Origin of the sequence: Bacteroides rodentium JCM 16496 (assembly GCF_000614125.1) — a bacterium.
In the GTDB taxonomy this organism is placed as follows: domain Bacteria; phylum Bacteroidota; class Bacteroidia; order Bacteroidales; family Bacteroidaceae; genus Bacteroides; species Bacteroides rodentium.
The window spans coordinates 1-20,280 of sequence record NZ_BAKJ01000054.1 but is presented as its reverse complement, the minus strand read 5'-3'; the positions used below and the strand labels follow the sequence as shown (position 1 = coordinate 20,280).

The window sequence follows — 20,280 nt, the reverse complement described above, 5'->3', positions numbered from 1 at the left end:
TTTTGAAACCCCGAAGCCATGCGGCATGGGAGCAAGGCAGGGGAAGTATTAACCGAAAAATGTATTACAGTTATGGGATATGCAGTTTTGCATTTGGAAAAGGCAAAGGGTGCGGACGGTGCAATGTCCACACACATAGAGCGCACCGTCCACCCGAAGAACGCGGACAGAATGCGCACACACTTGAACCGGGAACTGGTACGGTTCCCCGAAGGAGTAAAGAACCGCACGCAGGCGATAGCGTACCGGATAGAGACGGCGGGCATCAAACGCAAGGTGGGCACCAACCAGGTGAAGGCAATCCGGGTGCTGCTCACCGGAAGCAACAAGGACATGAAGCAAATGGAAGAGGACGGGAGGCTTGACGGCTGGTGCAACGACAACCTGAAATGGCTCCGGGAAACATACGGGGAGCGGAACCTTGTGTCGGCAGTCCTGCACATGGACGAGAAGACACCTCACATACACGCCACTATCGTACCGATAGTAACCGGAGAGCGCAGAAAAGCCAGAAAGGAAGAACAGAACGGGAAAAAGAAATACCGCAAGAAGAACACGCAGGATGTACGGCTGTGTGCTGATGACGTCATGGCAAGGCACAGGCTGAAACACTATCAAGACACCTATGCACAAGCCATGAGCAAATACGGCTTGCAAAGAGGAATAGACGGTTCGCTGGCAAAACACATATCCACCATGCAATACTACAAGGAACTGGTAGAACAACAAGACAGCCTGCAGGAGAACATAGAAACCCTGCTGGGGCTGGAAGAGGAAGCACAGAAGAAACTGAAAAAGGTCAAGGGAGAAATCGACGTGCAGAAGATGAAGGGGGCGGCGGTGAACGCAACCACAGCCATAGCGGACGGGGTAAGTTCTCTTTTGGGCGGCAGCAAGGTCAAGAGGCTGGAAGCGGAGAATGAGGGTTTGAAGCAGGATATAGCTAATCTGCAAAGACAAGTACAAGCCGAACAGAGGGAACAGGCAAAAATGGAGAACCGATACAACAGCGAGATAAACAAGATAGACCGAAGTTACCAACAGAAAATTGCAGAGTACAACAATAGGCTGAAACAGATAGACACCTATTTCCCTATCGTAACGGAACTGCTGCCCATAGCCGAACAATGCCGGGAAGTGGGGTTTACCGAGGAACTGACAAGGCGAATCGTCAGCCTGCAGCCCGTAGAGTTCAAGGGCAGGCTCTATTCGAAGGAACACAAGGAGAAGTTCAGGACGGAGCACTCAACGGCAACCATAGAGAGAAATCCGCAGGAGAAAGGGAAATTTAGGCTGTGTATTGACGGAATGCCTATACTTGAATGGTTCAAGATGAAATTTAAAGAGCTCAAAGAAAAGCTGGGTGTAAGCCACACCCAAAAGGAGGAAAACAAACCTATGCGAGGATTAAAAATATAAATTTATTTGCTTATCGAATATAATTTATGCGAAAATATAAATGAAATTTTATATATTTGTCAAGTATATCAAACCATTGTATTAACATGATTAATAAACCAATCATCACAAAGCATAAAATTAAAGATGAAATTTATGTAATTGATTTATGTGATGAAATATTAGGGACAAAAGCTTTAAGACAACATTGTTTTGATTTTCTAAGGGGGGATTCTATAAACGGGAAACGCGGGAGAAAATTACGTGTAGACGCTTATTATGAATCTAAGAATTTAGTTATTGAATATAATGAAAAACAACATACCGAGGATGTTGCTTTTTTCGATAGAAAAAAAACTATAAGTGGAATTACTCGTAAAGAACAACGAAAACTATATGACGAACGTAGAAAAGTTGTCTTACCTCAACATGGTATTAGTCTCGTTGTTATTTCTTATAACGATTTTGAATATAATAAAAAGAAAAGAATTATTCGAAATAAAACAAATGACTTAAAGGTTGTATTCGAAAAAGTACAAACGTACATTTAAATAAATTTTATTATTATGAAAACTAATATTGAAGCCAAATTTAAATTAATAGAGATATTAAATATATCTCCGGTTGAGTTATCGTATATCAAAGATTTAACTATACCTGAAAACATTGTTTCTGAACTTCTTAATGGTGAATCAGGTGCATTAAAGGTACATCTTGAAAATATACAAAATGATGAAACTTTACCTGTAGATACCCGTTTATTAGCGGCATGTCTAAAAAACAGGATGAAAGATAGTGTTATCAGAATTAAAATGGATGGACTTGATGAAGACGAAGATGATGAAGTAGAAGAAGAAAATTATGGGTATTTTGATGAAGACTTAACAGAAGAAGAAAAAGAAGCAATAAAGGAGAATGAAAAAGAGAGAAATAAAATGTGGCGAGATAGAGAAATTGAATTCCATAAATCCATTCCTATCTTAAAGAAATACACACAAGAAGAAATGAATAGTGTAATGTTCAATTATATATGGGAACATTTTCCTTTGCTACAAAAAGGATTTGACAGAAAAATATATCCTAAAGCACGTGATAGCTTTTTTGGACATATTGGGATTGCCTATTATAGATATCAATTACCTCAAAAGGTTCAAGACAAAATAAATATAGCTGATGATTATGTTAAAAATGAAATTATTAATCGCTTTAAAAAATTGGAAATTGAAAGCATTGATAAATGGGCTATTCAATATAAACAATCAATGGATGAACTAGGTGTAAAAAAGTATACCAAAAGTAGTATTAAGGGTTTCTTCGATGAATTAGGTTTAAAGGTTTCTTCTATTGTAATAGATACAATAAAAAGTAAATTATGACTTGTATTTATTCTATCAGATTTAGAGTTAATTACTGAATTTATATATTTAGCAGTTCAAATTCGTTAAACAACAATGACACCTGAAGAATTAATATGTGATTTAAGTGAATTTTATGGTTACGAAGTTGATTTATCTTATGCCATAAATTATATAGATATGGTTGGAGAAGACTATGTAGAAGTAGACAGTTTTCACCTTTGGTTACAAGATTTGATTGGATAAAATATGAGAGTAGGAGAAAACTAGTGTTTCTCCTACAATTTTTTTGTATCCATATTATATTTTATAAATAGAACACCCACTTTTACATTATTAGGGTGTAAAAGTGGGTGTTCTATTTATAAAATATTGATTTTCAATATTTATTGCGGTGCGTACGGGACTCGAACCCGTGACCCCATGCGTGACAGGCATGTATTCTAACCAACTGAACTAACGCACCATTATTTCATTCTTTTGTTGCTATCTCTCTCGATTGCGGTTGCAAAGGTAGACAAAATTCTTATATCTGCAATAGCTTGAAAGAAAAAAAATCATCTTTTTTTTAACACAGCTTGATTATAAGAGATTTATGTTACCTTTGCAAAACTAAATTAATATTGAAATCATGAGAAATACTCCTATTGAACGTAAGTTGATAGATGAAACTATCGCAGATTTTCATATCACAGACTTTGCCAAAGCAACCATCCGTGAAGTAAAAGCCATTGCAGCCAATGCCGAAGCGGCATCGGGTGTGGAATTCATAAAAATGGAAATGGGTGTACCCGGACTCCCCCCCTCAGCTGTCGGCGTAAAGGCCGAGGTGGAGGCATTGCAGAATGGTATTGCCAGCCTCTACCCGGACATTAACGGACTTCCCGCCTTGAAAGAGGAAGCATCACGTTTTATCAAAGCCTTTATCAATGTAGATGTAGCCCCCGAAGGTTGTGTACCAGTTACCGGCTCCATGCAAGGAACTTTTGCTTCATTCCTCACATGTAGCCAGTGCGATGAGAAAAAGGATACCATTCTCTTCATCGATCCCGGTTTCCCGGTACAGAAGCAGCAGTTGGTCGTGATGGGACAGAAATATGAAACCTTTGACGTATATGACTACCGTGGCGACAAGTTGAAGGCGAAGCTGGAAAGTTACCTCAGCAAAGGCAATATCTCCGCCATCGTCTATTCCAATCCCAACAATCCCAGCTGGATTTGCCTGAAAGAAGAAGAGTTGCGCATCATCGGCGAACTGGCAACCCAATATGACGTCATTGTGCTGGAAGACCTCGCCTACTTTGCCATGGACTTCCGCCAAGACTTGAGCAAACCGTTCCAAGCGCCTTACCAACCTTCTGTGGCACACTATACGGACCATTACGTGCTGCTCATTTCCGGTTCCAAAGCTTTCAGCTATGCCGGTCAACGTATCGGTGTCAGCTGCATTTCGGACAAACTGTATCATCGGGCCTATCCCGGGCTGACACAACGCTACGGCGGCGGCACCTTCGGCACAGTATTCATCCACCGCGTACTCTATGCACTCTCCTCCGGCACCAGCCACTCTGCGCAGTATGCTCTTGCCGCCATGCTTAAAGCAGCCAATGAAGGTCAATACAACTTCCTTGATGAAGTGAAAGTATACGGTGAGCGTGCCCGCCGCCTGAAAGAAATCTTCTTACGCCACGGTTTCCACTTGGTATACGACAATGATTTGGGTGACCCCGTTGCCGACGGTTTCTATTTCACCATCGGTTACCCGGGCATGAGTAGCGGAGAACTTGCACGGGAACTAATGTACTACGGTGTAAGCGCCATTTCACTGGTGACCACCGGAAGCCATCAGGCAGGATTGCGTGCCTGCACTTCCTTTATCCAAGACCATCAGTACGACCAGTTGGACGAACGTATGGCAATTTTTGCCGAGAATCACCCTATCCAATAAAAAATATCCCTATATAATAAGGTATCTCTACCAATTGATGCCGGTATCCCACCACAATCGGGTACCGGCATTGTCATCTCCACCCAGTGCCTCTACCAAAGCGGCATACTGCTCGGCATTCTCCGTCTTCAGTCCACCGGGAAAGTTCAGACGGCGAATCATTGTCTCAGTATCTATGCACCGTCTTTACTGTGATTAAAGCGTACGGGGAATAGCCGGGGATACCCCGTCCGGCGCTGTTCAGCCCAAGCCTCACACCCTTCGGGAAACATAGCAATCCATTTTTGGGTAATAATCTTCTCCAGTTTCGTATCCCTATCCGCCGACTCCAGCCAGCGTGGCGAAACCTGACAACGGGCGGTAATATCATTCTCCATATCGTAGGTATCCACAAAATCGGCAGGCAACAAGTCGCTCTCCAGATAAGCGTCGGACTGCAAGATGCCATACTGACGGAAAGAAGCCATTACCCCTTCTTCATAGCAGGTTTTCGCCGACTCATTGGTCCATCCCCGTAGCAGCCTCGGCACGCAGGAACCAGACTTCTGCTGCCGGCATCAACACTGCATCAGTCTGCTGGGTAACTTTCAATTTTGAGAGTGTATTATAATAGTTATGTGCAAAGCATGTACCCTGACGAATGCCGCGATACTCGCCTGCAAACTGTTCATTCTGGCAAGTGGCAAAATAGATTTCACGACGGGGATCTTCATATCCGTTCAGTATGGACTCCATCGGCGCTCCCATATAAGCTTCATTCCAAACAAGATTTATCTCGCCCAACGGATTGGTATATCCACTCGCCGTGGAAACCGCCACCGACTCGTCTGCCTCCCGAATGACTCCGTATTCATTATCCATCGCCTTACGGAATTCCGTTTTTGCCTTCTCCGGACTGGCTACCGCAATGCGCATGGCAAGCCGCATCCGCAACGAGTTGGCAAACTTTATCCAAGAGTCATAATCACCGTCCAACAGCATATCGAAACGCGCAAACTCCGAAGCTCCCGGATGCTCGACAATATAATCGGAAAGTACAGCAACAGCCGTATCAAGTTCACAGAAAAAGGCATTATAGACCTCTTTCTGCGTGTCGGGCATATAACGGGCTTCGGGATCGGCAAAATGACTATACACAATAGGGCCGTAATAGTCCGTGACACGGTGCATCACTTCCACCTTCAGTATCTTGGTAATGCCGAAAAAGGCAGGCATACGGTCACGTGTGGCATTCTCCGACTGATATATCTGCGGGAAAACATACTCATAGGTATGTCCCCACATGGCGCTGTTCCATCCATCCTGCAAGTTGTAGTCCGAATTGTGCGAACCTCCATTCAGAGGCTTGGCATCGTGCATGTAACCGCTGAACATGTCGGCATTCAAATTCTGGGTCAATTGAAAAGGCCAGTTCTTCCCCTTTCCGTAATCGTAATTGAAATAGATGCCTTGCTGGATGATTCCAAGACGGATGCCATGTTCGTTATAGTCGGCCTGCAAGTCCTCGTCCGTCACGCCGGACTTGTCCGTATTGATTTCCTTAAAGTCTCCCGTACAAGCCAGAAACACGAAAACCATGCCAATCAGTACTATAATCCTCTTCATATCAAGTCTCCCTCCCCCTCTTAAAATTCACACTTCAAAGAAAATCCCCAACTACGCGTGGTAGGCATACCGTAGACTTCAATCCCCTGGTTATCGTTGCCCGTAGAAAGTACCAGGTCAGGGTCGAAAGGCGCCTTTTTGTAGAAGAAGAACAAGTTGCGTCCCGAAAAGGACAGTTGTGCCCGCTTGAGGACTTTGGTCTTTTCCATCCAGGCAGCAGGCAGTTGGTAGCCCACGGACAGCTCACGCAGCCTGATGTTCGTTGCATCATACATATAATATTCCGTCACCCCGGCCCGTCCGCCTACAACATTCTTATAAAATCCTTTCACATTATCTATCCGGTTACCTTCGAGCATTACATAGCCTTTGTCCCTGGCCCGGGCCGTGACTTCAGAAACGCCATACATATCCATATCCGCCTGCGTCTGGGACAAAATATCGCCTCCAAAACGACAATCCACCAGAAAATAGAAAGAAAAATTCTTGTAAGACAGCATATGATTCCAGCCCAGCATCAGTTTGGGATTGGCATTGCCCACTTTCACCGTATTGCCATCCCCTTCTACCAAAGGCATGCCGGTATTGTCTCCTTCCGTGCCGTAAACGATATTGCCCGCATCGTCACGTACAAAAGCTTTTCCGTAGATGTCACCGATAGAGCCCCCTTTCACCAATTTCATGGCATAACTGGACGAGAAGCTGGTAGGACCGTAAAGAAACTCCTTCAGCGCTTCGTGCAGTGAGATTATCTTGTTGCGGTTGGTGGAGAAGTTCACCTCTGTTTTCCACTTGAAATGGTTCGTCAGCAAAGGAACGGCATCCAATGAAACCTCCCACCCCACATTCTGTATATTACCCGCATTGACATAACGGTAGGCATATTTATCGCCCGACAGAGTAGGAAGCTTGAAGAACTGGTTCCGGGTATTCGTCTTATAGAAAGTGGCAGTCAAACCAATGCGGTTCTTTAAAAAACGCGCTTCTATACCCGCCTCAAAGGAATGCGTCATCTCCGGTTCCATATCCTTGAACGGCGCGGCATCACTTGCCAGGAACTCTCCGCCCGCCGTGATATGCGAGGAAGGATTTGTGATGAACATGGGAATATCATTGCCCACCATGCTGTATGCCCCCCTTATCTTTGCCAGTGACACCCATCGGGGTAAAGTCATCAGCTTATTGAATATCAGCGAAAATCCCACGGAGGGATAGAAGAACCCGCTTTTCTCATGAGATGTATAAGCCAGCGTGGAAGACCAGTCATTACGGGCCGACAAATCAAGATAGACAAACTCGTTGTAGCCCAGTTGTGCCGTCACAAACAAGGACTGCAATTGGCGCCGCGCATCAATCTTCTGGTCCAGCCCGGCGGAACCATTCATGATGATATTGGCCAGATTGAACACATTGGCATATTTCAGCGAAGCTGTTTTAGAGTCATAGCGGGTGGAGTTCACTGTCTTGTCATTGATACTGGCACCGAGCGCCGCGTTGAGAGAGAATGCATCCCACTGCTTCTTCATCATCAGTATGGCGTCTCCGTAATATTGGGTTTCCTGATAGTCCATCTCGATATAACGCCCATTGGCTCCCGCCAACGCCGGAGCGGTAGAGGCATAGAACTGCTGGCGCACCTTGTCGTTAATATAGTCTACATTGCCACGGGCCTGCAGGCTTAACCAATCGTTTATCTTCAGATTGGCAGATAAGGAAACTATGACATGCATGCGGTTCTCCTTGCTCAATATGCGATTGGTAATCCAGTAGGGATTCTGCTCAAAATCCTCGTAAGAGGTATGCCAATTCTGTATGTTCAGGTTTCTACTCTCATCATAAACCTCGAAGTTCTCCTTATAATAAGCAATATCCTCACCCCGTGGAAAACGGTAGAGCCCCACCAAAGGATTCATGTAGAAACCGCCCACAGTAGGCTTGTTCTTCACCACCTGGCGCATCAGGTTCATACTGCCATCTAACTTCAGACGGGAATTCAATAGAACGGAAGTCTCTCTGAAAGTGAGGTTGTGCTTCGAAAGGTTATGTTTCCCAATGATGCCATGCCCCGTAGTATTGGCATAGGAGAAATAGTTCTGCAACTTCTCATTGCCGTGACTCAAGGAGATGGAAGTTATGGAGGTGACACCAGTAGAGAAGAAGTCTCTCAGATTATCGTATTCGGGAAGGTTTGCCCGTTCTCCCCAACTGTCCACACCGTCACTTACTCCATAGCGGTTCTGCATCTTGGGTAGTGCAAAAGCATTGTCGAACATCAGGCTCGTCGAGAAAGAAACACTGCGCTGCCCGTGCGACTGCCCCTTCTTTGTGGTAATCAGTATCACCCCATTGGCAGCCTGGCTACCATACAAAGCTGCCGCTGGAGCTCCTTTCAGGATACTGATACTCTCTATATCTTCAGGATTCAGATTGGAAATGCCGTCTCCTCCGTCACGGTTGCCGGCATTGGCCGTTCCGCCTATGGCAGAGTATGCTTGCTCGGAAGTGGAGTTCAGAATAGGAACACCGTCTATCACATACAGCGGTTGGTTGTCACTCGCCACCGAACGGATTCCACGGATACTGACTTTGGCTGAGGCTCCCAAACCGGAAGAAACCTGATTGACACGCACACCTGCCGACTTGCCGGTCAACGAAGTAATTAAGTTGGGCATTTTTACTCGCGTCAACTCCTCGTTTTTTATTAAATCTGTGGCGTAAGAAAGAGAATTTTCCTTCTTTTCGATACCCAAAGCGGTAACAATAACGTTATCCAGCTCTATCATATCTTCTCTTAGCGTGATATGAAAGGTCGAACGTCCTTCCACCTCAATATCCTGGGAAATGTAGCCGATAAACGAAACACGAAGCACTGCATTATCGGCAACCACCAGAGTGAATTTCCCTTCCGAATCCGCTATCGCACCATTGGCAGTTTCTTTCTCTTGAATAGTGGCACCGGCCAGCGGGAAGCCGTTTTCATCCAGCACACGGCCACTTATCGTCACTTTAGAAAGCTGTATTTCAGAATGTCCCGGACGCTGCATACGCTCTATAAATTCCTCCGGGCAATCCGTCCATCCTATAGAAAACAGCCCTAAAATTAACGTATATAATGTAGTATATTTCATTGCATTAAATTGCCAATTACTTGCAAACTTAAGTATTTTCTCCGAATAAAAAAAGCCATAAAATCTGAGAAAAGAAACTTTTAAAATGAAAAACAACGAAGAACTTTTGTTTATTGTGGAATATTATGTATATTAGGGGCATGTATAGCAATATAGATCTATTCAAGATAGAAACAAACCATGTGGTTCCTGCCCGGGGAAAGGTCTTGATTTCCGAGCCCTTTTTGTGTGACCATATGTTTGGGCGATCCGTCATTCTACTGGTGGACCATACACATGACGGCACAATGGGACTGGTTCTGAACAAACCACTCCCCCTATTCTTGAATGATGTGCTGAAAGACTTCGACTGCCCGGAAAGTATACCTATCTATAAAGGAGGACCGCTCAGCACAGATACGTTGTTCTATCTGCACACGCTCGAGGGTATTACCGGAGCATTGTCCATCGGCAAAGGCTTCTACCTGAACGGTGACTTTGAAGCCATTAAAGACTACATCATGCAGGGAAATCCCGTTAAAGGCAGAATCAGATTCTTCTTGGGATACTCCGGCTGGGAGTACGAACAACTTGGCCGGGAAATTGAAGAGAACACCTGGCTGGTTGGCAAAGAAAACATCAGTTCGCTAATGGACGAGGCGGCCAGCGGCACACTCTGGAAGAAGGCATTGTGCAAGCTGGGAGCAAAATATGAAATATGGTCACGCTTCCCCCAGATTCCAACGCTCAATTAGTGCTGCGGAGAAGTTGCAACAGAACGACATCCTTATAGCATCCTCCTACGCGCCACCACTCCTTCAAAAGCCCGCAACGCACAAAACCGCAGGATTCAAAAAGGCGGATACTTGCCTCATTGTCCACCGAGATATGGACTACCAACTGTTTCAGATACAAGAAACTGAAAACATAGTCGCACAGCAAACGCAGCGCTTCCTTGGCATAACCATTGCCCTGATACTCCTTCCGTATGGCAATGCCCACCTCTCCCCGGGCATGCATGGGAGAAAACTCTGTAATATCGATGGTACCTATCACCGCATCATCCTCTACACGTACAATCATCATACGCAGCTGGCGGTCGGCAAACATATCGCATTCGGAATTCTCAATATATTGTTTCAAGACAAATCTGGAATAGGGCACGGTGAAGTTCGTCACATCCCAAGTCCGGGAATCATTCTCCATAGCATACATCACCTCCAAGTCTTCCGGCTCCATAGCACGGAGACGCACCCTTTCACTGCAGAAATAAGATTTATTCATATCTTCCAGTCGGTTACATTTCTTCTTCTTTATTGATATGCAGTTCTTTACGCAGGCGTCCCTCACCCGGCAGGCAGAACAGAGAAGCCGTCAGTCCTATCAGTGCACACAGTGCACCCGTACTGCTCAACATGATATAATAGGTGAAAAAGCCTGCAAGCACCGGTATGGCAAGCAATGCCAGCCGCACACCACTCCACAGCGCATAGAGGCGGAGGGCTTCGGGAAGCGTCGCTACATCTATTTTCCGGATTAGTACCCATGAAAAGAGTTTCAGGGCTACGGGCACGCAAGAGGCAGCCAGCAGAATGGTTAGCGTCTCAGCCATATAGGTGGCACGTACATCTCCGGCATACATACCTACCATCCGCCTCCGGTTTCTCCAAGTAGAACGAGCAGGATGGGAAGCATCCAGAAATAGGCAAAAGTTGTTCGGACACGTGTTGCGGTCTTCTTTATTTGTTCTTCCATTTAATAAATTGATAGTGGATAATGAATAATTGATAATGACTCAAAACAATCAGGCGGTTCCGGAAAATGGAGTGCGGTTCACAATACTGCGCCCCAGAGTCACTTCATCCGTATACTCCAATTCGTCGCCGATGGAAATGCCACGGGCTATGACGGAGAGCTTCACGGCCAGTTTTTCCAGCTTGCGGTAGATATAAAAGTTGGTGGTATCTCCCTCCATCGTCGTGCTCAGCGCAAGAATCACTTCATTGATGCCGCCGGCGGCTACCCGCTGCACAAGGCTTTCTATCTGCAAGTCTCCGGGACCAATGCCATCCATCGGCGAGATGACACCTCCCAGTACGTGATACAAACCACGGAACTGTTGTGTGGCTTCCACAGCCATCACATCACGGATGTTCTCTACCACACAAACCACAGAAGCGTCCCGTTGCGGACTGGAACAGATGCGGCACGTCTCCGTATCTGATATGTTATGGCATACCTTGCAATATTTCACTTCATGCTTCAGCGTCACGATGGCATTGCCGAACGCTTCCACCGCTGCCGTATCCTGGCGGAGCAGGTGAAGAACCAACCTCATAGCCGTCTTGCGTCCCACTCCGGGCAACTTGGCAAACTCATTTACCGCCTTCTCCAATAATGTCGAGGGAAACTGTCCATTCATACTTAAAATTCTCCTATTGGGGGCAAAGATAGTGCAAACCGAATGCAGAATAAAATGAACTCGTTCATTTTTTATGCTGAGGTGCGGCCTATCTTCGCTTTCTGGGCAAAGATAGTGCAAACTTATGAAATTAGTGCTACCTTTGCCACACGTAAAACCCCAAAAAGGCAACAAAATGGATATTACAAACGCTGAATTCGTCATCAGTAACACAGACGTGCGGAAATGCCCCGCCGGTACATTTCCCGAATATGCTTTCATCGGACGCTCCAACGTAGGAAAATCCAGTCTCATCAATATGCTGACCGGGAGGAAAGGTCTCGCCATGACCTCTGCCACACCGGGAAAGACCATGCTCATCAACCATTTCCTCATCAACAAGAGCTGGTACATTGTAGACCTTCCGGGATACGGCTACGCCAAACGGGGACAGAAAGGGCAGGAGCAAATCAAGCGCATTATTGAAAGTTATATACTGCAACGCGAACAGATGACTTGTCTGTTTGTTCTTATAGATAGCCGGCTGGCCCCCCAAACCATCGACCTCGAGTTTACGAAATGGCTGGGCGAGAACGGTGTACCCTTTGCCATCGTCTTCACAAAGGCCGACAAGCTGAAAGGCGGCAGACTGAACACCCACATCAACGAATACCTGGAACAGTTGAAGGAACAATGGGAAGAGCTGCCCCCCTACTTCATCACCTCTTCCGAGAACCGCATGGGACGGAAAGAACTGCTGGACTATATCGAAAGTATCAACAAAAGTCTGAATAGCAAACAATAAAAACAAGTAAAATGAGAAGATTAGTTTTTTGGCAACTGTTTGTTGCCGCACTACTGCTGACCGGCAATAGTCACGCACAATCCATCAAGGATTTGTTCAACAAAGAAAATATAGAGAAGGCGGTAAATGCCGTGACCGGCAAGTCAACGGCAGATATGACCGGCACTTGGTCGTATAGCGGCTCCGCCATTGAATTCGAATCGGACAACCTGCTGCAGAAAGCCGGCGGTGCCGTTGCCGCCACAGCCGCAGAAAAGAAACTGGACGAACAGCTTGCCAAAGTAGGCATCAAAGCCGGGCAAATGTCATTCACATTCAACGCCGACAGCACATTCAGCGCCAAAGTAGGGCAAAAGAGCATGAAGGGAAGCTACTCCTACGATGCATCCACCCAAAAGGTCAACTTGAAATTCGCCAAGCTGATAGGTTTGAATGCCAAGGTCAACGCTACCTCCACAACTATGGACCTGCTGTTCGAATCGGACAAGCTACTGAAGCTGATAACCTTCCTCTCCAGCAAAAGCAGCAACTCCACTCTGAAGAGTATCGGCTCGCTGGCCAACAGCTACGACGGAATGATGCTCGGATTCTCATTACAGAAACTATAACAACAACTTCCATACTACAAAAAAAATCCCGCAAGCACCGAACAATGCTTGCGGGATTTTTTATCTGAAAAGAGCGGAAAACGAGACTCGAACTCGCGACCCTAACCTTGGCAAGGTTATGCTCTACCAACTGAGCTATTTCCGCATGGGATGACTCTCCTTTTTTGAGGAGTAAAGTGCCCAGAACAGGACTCGAACCTGCATGCCTCTCGACACACGCACCTGAAACGTGCGCGTCTACCAATTCCGCCACCTGGGCATAAGTCATCTTCAATACATCTGAAAGAGCGGAAAACGAGACTCGAACTCGCGACCCTAACCTTGGCAAGGTTATGCTCTACCAACTGAGCTATTTCCGCAATGTATAAAAGCGTGAAGAGAAGGAGACTCGAACTCCCACGACATAATTGTCACTACCCCCTCAAAGTAGCGCGTCTACCAATTCCGCCACCTCTCCAACTTACTTTCAACAATTCAAAGAACCGACTGCTTTACCTTGGTGCCCAGAACAGGACTCGAACCTGCATGCCTCTCGACACACGCACCTGAAACGTGCGCGTCTACCAATTCCGCCACCTGGGCATAGGTAATTGCAATCCAAACTGCGTTGAGCGGAAAACGAGACTCGAACTCGCGACCCTAACCTTGGCAAGGTTATGCTCTACCAACTGAGCTATTTCCGCGATTGCGGATGCAAAGGTAGATATTTTCCTTAAACCTGCAAACATTCCGCAGACTTTTTTCACAAAGAAAAGTGTACATTTTCGCCAGGCATACAAGCAGACTTTTGATTATCAACTCATTCGGCCACGATAATCTTCATAAGAAAATTGCTTGAAAACTTCAGATTTTCCTTCTTTTGTCCACATTGCAATGGCCGGATGGTGAATTCCATTGAACATATTCGTCTTTACAGTGGTGTAATGTATCATGTCCTCAAAGACGATTCTCTCCCCTATCTGCAGCTCATGGTCGAAACTCCACAGTCCCATATAGTCGCCGCTCAGACAGGAGTTTCCTCCAAGACGATAGACGTAAGGACCCGCATCGCCCATCTCCGCTCCACGCACTGCAGGCTGATAGGGCATCTCCAGGCAATCCGGCATGTGGCACGTAAAGCTAACGTTGAGAATGGCGGTACGAATGCCGCGGTTTTCCACGATGTCCACTATCTCCGAACTCAGCACACCGGTCTGCCAGGTGAAAGCGGAACCGGGCTCAAGAATGATTTGAAGATGCGGATAGCGCCCCTTCAAGCCCTGCAACAGACGGACAAGATGCTCTACATCATAATCCTTGCGCGTCATCAGATGCCCGCCTCCTAAATTCAACCACTTAATCTGTGAGAACCAGCGGGAGAATTTCCCTTCCAAGTGCTCCAATGTGTGTTCCAGCTCGTAGGAAGAAGACTCGCAGTGACAATGACAGTGAAAACCTTCAATACCCGCCGGAAGTTCTTCGGGAAGCTGGTCGGCCATTACACCGAAGCGGGTACCGGGTGCGCAGGGATTATAAAGCTCCGTTTCCACCTCAGAGTATTCGGGATTGATGCGGAGACCGCAGGAAATGCCGCTTCCTTCTGCCACCACCGCCGGATAAAAGCGGTGGAACTGCGAAAGCGAATTGAAAGTGATATGGCTGCTGCACCGCATTATCTCCGGAAAATCGGCCTCGGTATAGGCAGGCGAGTACGTATGTGCCTTACTTCCGAACTCCTCCAATGCCAGACGGGCTTCGTAGACGGAGCTTGCCGTAGAGTGGTCTATATACTCCCTGAAAATGGGAAAGGAACGCCACATGGCAAATGATTTGAAAGCGAGGATTATCTCCACACCTGCGCGGTCGGCCACACTTTTTATCAGTGCGAGGTTCTTTCTCAGCAATCCTTCTTCCATGATATAGCAGGGAGAAGGGAAAAGGGAAAAGTCTTTATTTGTCATTATATATATTTTTTTTACCATTTATGATTTCATCCTAACAAACACGCCACAAGGGGTTGACAAGCCCCCTCCAACGATTTAGTAAAACTTCGGAGAAGATTTACTAAATCGTCCTCCTCATTTTAGTAATTCTCCGGAGAAGATTTAGTAAAACAGATGCCGCCCTTTTGCAAAGTCGTTCTTTTGTAAACAATATTCATCACCCTATAACTTTGAAACGCGCGAAGCGCAGCAAAAGTTGCTTGTCTCCCGCATTTTTGAAGCGGATGGTGGCTTTCGCATTGTCTCCTTCACCCTCCACTTTCAGAACTTCACCCAGGCCGAAACGTTCGTGCTCTATCAATTGTCCCTGCTGTACACGGTTGGCAGACCCGCCGGCAGAAGGCGATGTACTTGCCGTATTTGCAGAAGGCGCCACCCGTTTCAGGTTACGTGGAACGGTCGGCGCAATAATCTGCTGCTTCGGCCGTACAGGCACACGCTCTTTTCCTCCATACGGAGCATCTTCCCTATCAGGCGCAAAGCCTCTGGCGTTCTCCCTGCGGAAAACGGCGGCTTCCTCCTCTACCCTGCGGAACATTCCCGCATCCTGAGGCAGACGCAGGAAACGTATATCTATATCCTTCAGGAAACGGCTGGGACTACCGAACTCCATCTTGCCATACCGGAAACGCGTCTTTGCATACGATAGGAAACAGTGTTCTTCGGCACGTGTGATGGCCACATAGAACAGCCGCCGTTCTTCCTCCAATGCCCGGGGGGAGTCGCCCACCATGCCGCTGGGAAAAAGATTCTCCTCCATCCCCACTACAAACACATTCTTGAACTCCAATCCCTTGGCCGAATGTACAGTCATCAGGGTTATCTTCTCATCGTCCCCATCCTTATCCGAATCCTGGTCGGTAAGAAGGGAAACTTCCGACAGGAAGTCACCCAACAACACATTCGGGTTTCCTTCCTCCTGCCGTTGGGCGCAAAAATCACTCATACCGTTCACCAGCTCCTCTATATTCTCCTTACGGCTCAGATTCTCGGGAGAGTTGTCCTGACACACATCATTGATGATGCCCGATTGGCGAATAATGTCGGCACCAATCTCGTAGGCATTCTTCTCCGCAGCATCTGTGATAAAGGCGGATATAAGTTCGCGGAATGCCTGCAACTTTCCCACCGTACCTTTATTGAAGTTCAAGCCATACGCCAACGGCTCACAAAGCACGGTCCACAAACTGACATTGTGCCCGGTGGCGGCAGCAATGATTTTTCCCACTGTCGTATCTCCTATACCCCGTGCAGGATAATTGATGATACGCTTGAAAGCCTCTTCATCATTGGGATTCACTATCAGACGGAAGTAAGCGATAACATCTTTGATTTCCTTGCGTTGATAGAACGACAAGCCTCCGTAAATACGGTAAGGCATACTGCGTTTGCGCATGGCTTCCTCAAAGATACGGCTCTGCGCATTGGTACGGTAGAGTATCGCAAAATCAGAGTAGGCATAGCGCTTTTCACGCCGCAGTTCAGCTATCTTATTCACCACAATATCCCCTTCTTCCACATCACTGTATGCCTGGTACACACCAATGGCCTCTCCCTTCTCCTTTTCCGAGAACACCTCCTTGCGTATCTGCCACTGGTTCTTTTCTATCAGGCTGTTGGCCGCGCGGACAATGGTCTGGGTGGAACGGTAATTCTGCTCCAGCTTGAAGACCTTCGTATCGGGATATACTTTCGTAAAATAGAGAATATTGTCAATATCGGCACCACGGAAGGAGTAGATACTCTGTGCATCATCCCCACCACACAGACATGCTGATGGTTCTTGGCAAGTTGCAGCACGATGCTGTGCTGTGCAAAATTGGTATCCTGATACTCATCCACCAGAATGTAACGGAACTGTTCCTGATAACGCGCCAACACCTCGGGGTGGTCCCGGAACAGCAGGAATGTGTAGAACAGCAAATCGTCGAAGTCCATCGCATCCGCCTGCCGGCAACGCTCCCAATATCTCCGGTAGATGTCGCGAAGCGCCGGAACCTTGGCAGCACGGTCTCCCTCGTAAGCCTCCTTGTTGTTGGCATAGCCTGCCGGAGAAACCAGATGATTCTTGGCATTCGAGATACGCGCCTGCACCATCCCCGGCTTGTACACTTTCTCATCCAGCCCCATTTCCTTGATAATGGAACGTATCAGGCTTTTACTGTCTGCCGTATCGTAAATGGTAAACTGCGAAGTGAAGCCGATATGCCCGGCCTCGACATGCAGAATGCGCAGGAACATGGAGTGAAAGGTTCCCATCCACAGATGGCGCGCCCTCTCCGGCCCCACCTGACGGGCTATACGCTCCTTCATTTCGCGCGCCGCCTTGTTGGTAAAGGTCAATGCCAGAATGTTCCAAGGCTGGTAGCCATTCTCCAGCAGATAAGCAATCTTGTAGGTCAGCACGCGCGTCTTTCCCGAACCGGCACCGGCTATTACCAGTGACGGACCGTCATTGTATAGCACCGCGTTCCGCTGTCCTTCGTTCAGTTCCTCTATATAATCGGGCATATCCGTATAATCTTAAAATGATACTATTTTTTTCTTCCTTTGTCTTTACGGAGGCAAAGATAAAAAAAAGCTTCGGAGACGTGCGAACATTTCTATAGGTTATAGTGTTTGTATAGTAAAGTTCCAAAATTAAATAATTGAAACTTATGAATACAATATTAACGATTTTAATGATAACAGTTATGACTTACGAAATGCCAAAACTTCCCTACACCAACAATGCACTGGAACCTGTAATCAGTCAGCAAACCATAGATTACCACTACGGTAAACATCTGCAAACCTACGTGAACAACCTCAACAACCTCGTTCCGGGAACGGAATTTGAAGGCAAAGACCTGATAACCATTGTTGCCACAGCACCGGACGGTGCCATCTTCAACAATGCAGGACAAGTATTGAACCACACATTATACTTCTTACAGTTTGCCCCGAAGCCTGCCCACAGCGAGCCTACCGGCAAGCTGGCAGAAGCCATCAAACGCGACTTCGGCAGCTTTGAGAATTTCAAGAAGGAATTCAACGCGGCAGCTGTCGGCTTGTTCGGCTCCGGATGGGCTTGGTTGTCTGCCGACAAGAACGGCAAACTCCACATCACCAAAGAAGCCAACGGTAGCAATCCGGTACGCGCCGGTCTTGTTCCATTACTCGGATTCGACGTGTGGGAACATTCCTACTATCTTGATTACCAGAACCGCCGTGCCGACCATGTGAACGAACTGTGGAGCATCATCGACTGGGATGTAGTAGGTAAAAGACTGAAATAAGCAACAAGGTCCCACTAAACATGTTAATGGCGCATTCTTGAGCAACTAAGGTTCAAGAATGCGTTTTCTTGTTTAAAATAGCCATCTAACATATTTTAAAGAAATTCTTTGGCTTCTACCATAAGTATTCATTAACTTTGCTAAACTTAAAAGTTAAACAAAAGAAATGAAACTCATCGTAGTAACAGCACCCACATTTTTTGTGGAAGAAGACAAGATTATCACGGCACTGTTCGAAGAGGGGCTGGATATTCTACATCTGAGGAAGCCGGAAACTCCCGCCATGTATTCAGAACGGCTTTTAACGCTGATACCCGAAAAATACCATAAGCGCATCATTACCCATGAGCACTTCTACCTGCAGGAAGAGTTCAGCCTGATGGGAATTCATCTAAACACCCGCAATCCCAAAGAGCCCCACGACTATTCGGGCCACATCAGTTGCACCTGCCATTCACTGGACGAAGTGCAGAACAAGAAGCATTTCTATGACTATCTGTTCCTAAGCCCGATATATAATTGCATCACAAAGTCCGGAGTCACGTCCGGCTTCACAGCCGAAGAGTTGCGGCAAGCAGGGAAAAGTAAGGTCATAGACAGTAGAGTCATGGCTTTGGGAGGCATTACTCCCGACAACATACTGGAGATTAAGGATTACGGATTCGGTGGTGCCGTTGTAATGGGTGACTTATGGAATAAATTCAATGCCTGCACCGACCGCGACTATCTGGAAGTAATCCGCCACTTCAAGAAGTTGAAGGAAATGGCAGATTAAGCCTTGGATTGGCAAATCAAAATTTACCGTACTCTTTGTATTCAATACCGGCAGGCAACGTGAAATAGAAGGTGGAGCCTTCCCCTTTCTTTGACTCCACACCGATACCTCCCCCATAGTGCTCCACAATGGATTTGGTGATGGAAAGCCCCAACCCCGTACCTTTGATATTGTAGTTCATCTTCACGAACCGTTCAAAGATGGCATGCTTCCCACTTCATCGATGCCACAGCCTGTATCTGCCACATAAAAATAGAAATTACGATTGCTCAATCTCCTGCAACCGATTTTCACACTGCCCATCTCCGTAAACTTCAAGGCGTTCCTCACCAAGTTACCTATGACTTGGGCAAAACGCACGCGGTCTACCACCAAACGGCATTGAGGCAGCCGTTCTACAAACTCCACTTGAATGCCCGTGGGATGCGAGCGCATATTCTCTGCCGTGCAGACTTCATCAACCAGCGCGTTTACATCCACTTCTTCATCGTTATATTCCAGGGTATTTGCCTCAATTTTCGAATAGTCCAGCAAGTCATTGACCAGTTGCAGCAGCGAGTCCTTGTTATCATTAATCTCCTTCAGGAAAGCCATACGGGTTTCTCTGTCCAAATTATCCATTTCGGCAAGCATGGTGGTAAAGCCTACAATAGCATTCAAAGGAGTACGAATTTCGTGAGTCATATTAGCTATGAAAGCATTCTTCAGCTGGTTGGATTCTTCGGCAACCTCATTGATGCGCTGCAACGCCTTCAACCTTTTGCTCTTGCTGATGGAAATGATTATCATGATAACCAAGAGCAGAATGACAATCATCCCAAAACTGTATATTAATGCTTCATTCTTTTGATAGAGGTCGCTGGTCCAGACATCATATGCTGCCGTAATTGTCAATATCATCGTTTTTTGCTTGCTTATTGGAAACTATAAAATTACAGGAAGCAAATATACTAAAGAAAGCACAAATAAATTAATAGAAACTACAGTTTTTTCCAACAAAATGGGCTGCATGAAGAGT

At 46.4% G+C, this 20,280-nt stretch carries 15 protein-coding genes, 7 tRNA genes and 4 pseudogenes; 10 read left to right on the top strand and 16 right to left on the bottom strand.

Going from position 1 to position 20,280, the window contains the following annotated elements; all coding sequences use genetic code 11:
- Positions 1 to 72 precede the first annotated feature (72 nt).
- The 4 genes from mobV to JCM16496_RS22755 all read left to right on the top strand — a co-directional run bounded on the left by mobV (position 73) and on the right by JCM16496_RS22755 (position 2,999).
- Positions 73 to 1,419 carry a MobV family relaxase gene (gene mobV, locus JCM16496_RS17905; protein ID WP_025835947.1) on the top strand — a complete coding sequence of 449 codons (1,347 nt, stop codon included), beginning with the start codon at positions 73 to 75 and terminating at the stop codon, positions 1,417 to 1,419.
- 86 nt (positions 1,420 to 1,505) lie between these two features.
- Positions 1,506 to 1,949, top strand: a complete 444-nt coding sequence (locus JCM16496_RS17900; protein ID WP_008647317.1) for a hypothetical protein — start codon at positions 1,506 to 1,508, stop codon at positions 1,947 to 1,949.
- Positions 1,950 to 1,964: 15 nt separating this feature from the next.
- Positions 1,965 to 2,774, top strand: coding sequence for a hypothetical protein (locus tag JCM16496_RS17895; RefSeq protein ID WP_008647311.1), 810 nt, complete (start codon positions 1,965 to 1,967; stop codon positions 2,772 to 2,774).
- A gap of 75 nt (positions 2,775 to 2,849) precedes the next feature.
- Positions 2,850 to 2,999, top strand: a complete 150-nt coding sequence (locus JCM16496_RS22755; protein WP_008647309.1) for a hypothetical protein — start codon at positions 2,850 to 2,852, stop codon at positions 2,997 to 2,999.
- A gap of 146 nt (positions 3,000 to 3,145) precedes the next feature.
- Here the strand turns inward: JCM16496_RS22755 and JCM16496_RS17890 are convergent.
- Positions 3,146 to 3,219 (bottom strand) — tRNA-Asp (locus tag JCM16496_RS17890).
- A gap of 165 nt (positions 3,220 to 3,384) precedes the next feature.
- Here JCM16496_RS17890 and JCM16496_RS17885 point away from each other — a divergent pair.
- A complete protein-coding gene (locus JCM16496_RS17885; RefSeq protein WP_025835940.1) occupies positions 3,385 to 4,701 on the top strand; it encodes an aminotransferase class I/II-fold pyridoxal phosphate-dependent enzyme in 1,317 nt (438 codons plus the stop codon).
- Positions 4,702 to 4,728: 27 nt separating this feature from the next.
- Here the strand turns inward: JCM16496_RS17885 and JCM16496_RS17880 are convergent.
- Positions 4,729 to 6,306, bottom strand: a pseudogene (locus JCM16496_RS17880) (SusD/RagB family nutrient-binding outer membrane lipoprotein).
- A 20-nt stretch (positions 6,307 to 6,326) separates the two neighbouring features.
- The gene (locus tag JCM16496_RS17875; protein WP_025835935.1) at positions 6,327 to 9,434 is read right to left on the bottom strand and encodes a SusC/RagA family TonB-linked outer membrane protein; all 3,108 of its coding nucleotides are present in this window, start codon (positions 9,432 to 9,434) and stop codon (positions 6,327 to 6,329) included.
- Positions 9,435 to 9,574: 140 nt separating this feature from the next.
- Here JCM16496_RS17875 and JCM16496_RS17870 point away from each other — a divergent pair, with 140 nt between their 5' ends.
- Positions 9,575 to 10,168, top strand: a complete 594-nt coding sequence (locus JCM16496_RS17870; RefSeq protein ID WP_025835933.1) for a YqgE/AlgH family protein — start codon at positions 9,575 to 9,577, stop codon at positions 10,166 to 10,168.
- On the opposite strand, the gene JCM16496_RS17865 is transcribed toward JCM16496_RS17870, so the two are convergent.
- The 3 genes and pseudogenes from JCM16496_RS17865 to recR form a co-directional block, all read right to left on the bottom strand.
- Positions 10,161 to 10,697: a GNAT family N-acetyltransferase gene (locus tag JCM16496_RS17865; RefSeq protein WP_025835931.1), complete on the bottom strand. Its 537-nt coding sequence runs from the start codon at positions 10,695 to 10,697 to the stop codon at positions 10,161 to 10,163. The genes JCM16496_RS17870 and JCM16496_RS17865 overlap by 8 nt on opposite strands.
- Before the next feature lie 13 nt (positions 10,698 to 10,710).
- A pseudogene (locus JCM16496_RS17860) lies at positions 10,711 to 11,168 on the bottom strand (hypothetical protein).
- 49 nt (positions 11,169 to 11,217) lie between these two features.
- A complete protein-coding gene (recR, locus tag JCM16496_RS17855) occupies positions 11,218 to 11,835 on the bottom strand; it encodes a recombination mediator RecR (RefSeq protein WP_025835929.1) in 618 nt (205 codons plus the stop codon).
- Positions 11,836 to 12,010: 175 nt separating this feature from the next.
- Between recR and yihA the strand changes: the two genes are divergently transcribed.
- The gene (gene yihA / locus JCM16496_RS17850) at positions 12,011 to 12,619 is read left to right on the top strand and encodes a ribosome biogenesis GTP-binding protein YihA/YsxC (protein ID WP_025835928.1); all 609 of its coding nucleotides are present in this window, start codon (positions 12,011 to 12,013) and stop codon (positions 12,617 to 12,619) included.
- 11 nt (positions 12,620 to 12,630) lie between these two features.
- Complete coding sequence (locus JCM16496_RS17845) at positions 12,631 to 13,227, top strand: DUF4923 family protein (RefSeq protein ID WP_025835926.1); 597 nt, start codon at positions 12,631 to 12,633, stop codon at positions 13,225 to 13,227.
- Between the two features lie 72 nt (positions 13,228 to 13,299).
- On the opposite strand, the gene JCM16496_RS17840 is transcribed toward JCM16496_RS17845, so the two are convergent.
- The 9 genes and pseudogenes from JCM16496_RS17840 to JCM16496_RS25425 all read right to left on the bottom strand — a co-directional run.
- A tRNA-Gly gene (locus JCM16496_RS17840) sits at positions 13,300 to 13,372 on the bottom strand.
- 32 nt (positions 13,373 to 13,404) lie between these two features.
- Positions 13,405 to 13,486: transfer RNA gene (locus tag JCM16496_RS17835), tRNA-Leu, on the bottom strand.
- 27 nt (positions 13,487 to 13,513) lie between these two features.
- Positions 13,514 to 13,586, bottom strand: a tRNA-Gly gene (locus JCM16496_RS17830).
- A 14-nt stretch (positions 13,587 to 13,600) separates the two neighbouring features.
- Positions 13,601 to 13,684, bottom strand: a tRNA-Leu gene (locus JCM16496_RS17825).
- Between the two features lie 40 nt (positions 13,685 to 13,724).
- A tRNA-Leu gene (locus tag JCM16496_RS17820) sits at positions 13,725 to 13,809 on the bottom strand.
- A gap of 28 nt (positions 13,810 to 13,837) precedes the next feature.
- Positions 13,838 to 13,910, bottom strand: a tRNA-Gly gene (locus JCM16496_RS17815).
- Between the two features lie 111 nt (positions 13,911 to 14,021).
- The gene (gene nspC, locus JCM16496_RS17810) at positions 14,022 to 15,167 is read right to left on the bottom strand and encodes a carboxynorspermidine decarboxylase (protein WP_025835924.1); all 1,146 of its coding nucleotides are present in this window, start codon (positions 15,165 to 15,167) and stop codon (positions 14,022 to 14,024) included.
- A gap of 199 nt (positions 15,168 to 15,366) precedes the next feature.
- Positions 15,367 to 16,818 carry an ATP-dependent helicase gene (locus tag JCM16496_RS25430; RefSeq protein WP_500778600.1) on the bottom strand — a complete coding sequence of 484 codons (1,452 nt, stop codon included), beginning with the start codon at positions 16,816 to 16,818 and terminating at the stop codon, positions 15,367 to 15,369.
- Positions 16,819 to 16,953: 135 nt separating this feature from the next.
- A pseudogene (locus tag JCM16496_RS25425) lies at positions 16,954 to 17,720 on the bottom strand (ATP-dependent helicase); the annotation flags it as partial.
- 146 nt (positions 17,721 to 17,866) lie between these two features.
- Between JCM16496_RS25425 and JCM16496_RS17800 the strand changes: the two are divergent.
- Both JCM16496_RS17800 and JCM16496_RS17795 read left to right on the top strand, forming a co-directional pair.
- A complete protein-coding gene (locus JCM16496_RS17800; RefSeq protein WP_128809708.1) occupies positions 17,867 to 18,487 on the top strand; it encodes a superoxide dismutase in 621 nt (206 codons plus the stop codon).
- Between the two features lie 166 nt (positions 18,488 to 18,653).
- On the top strand, positions 18,654 to 19,262 hold the full coding sequence (locus JCM16496_RS17795; RefSeq protein ID WP_025835921.1) for a thiamine phosphate synthase: 609 nt from the start codon (positions 18,654 to 18,656) through the stop codon (positions 19,260 to 19,262).
- Between the two features lie 16 nt (positions 19,263 to 19,278).
- Here the strand turns inward: JCM16496_RS17795 and JCM16496_RS24730 are convergent.
- Positions 19,279 to 20,162 (bottom strand): annotated as a pseudogene (locus tag JCM16496_RS24730) (sensor histidine kinase).
- Positions 20,163 to 20,280 lie beyond the last annotated feature (118 nt).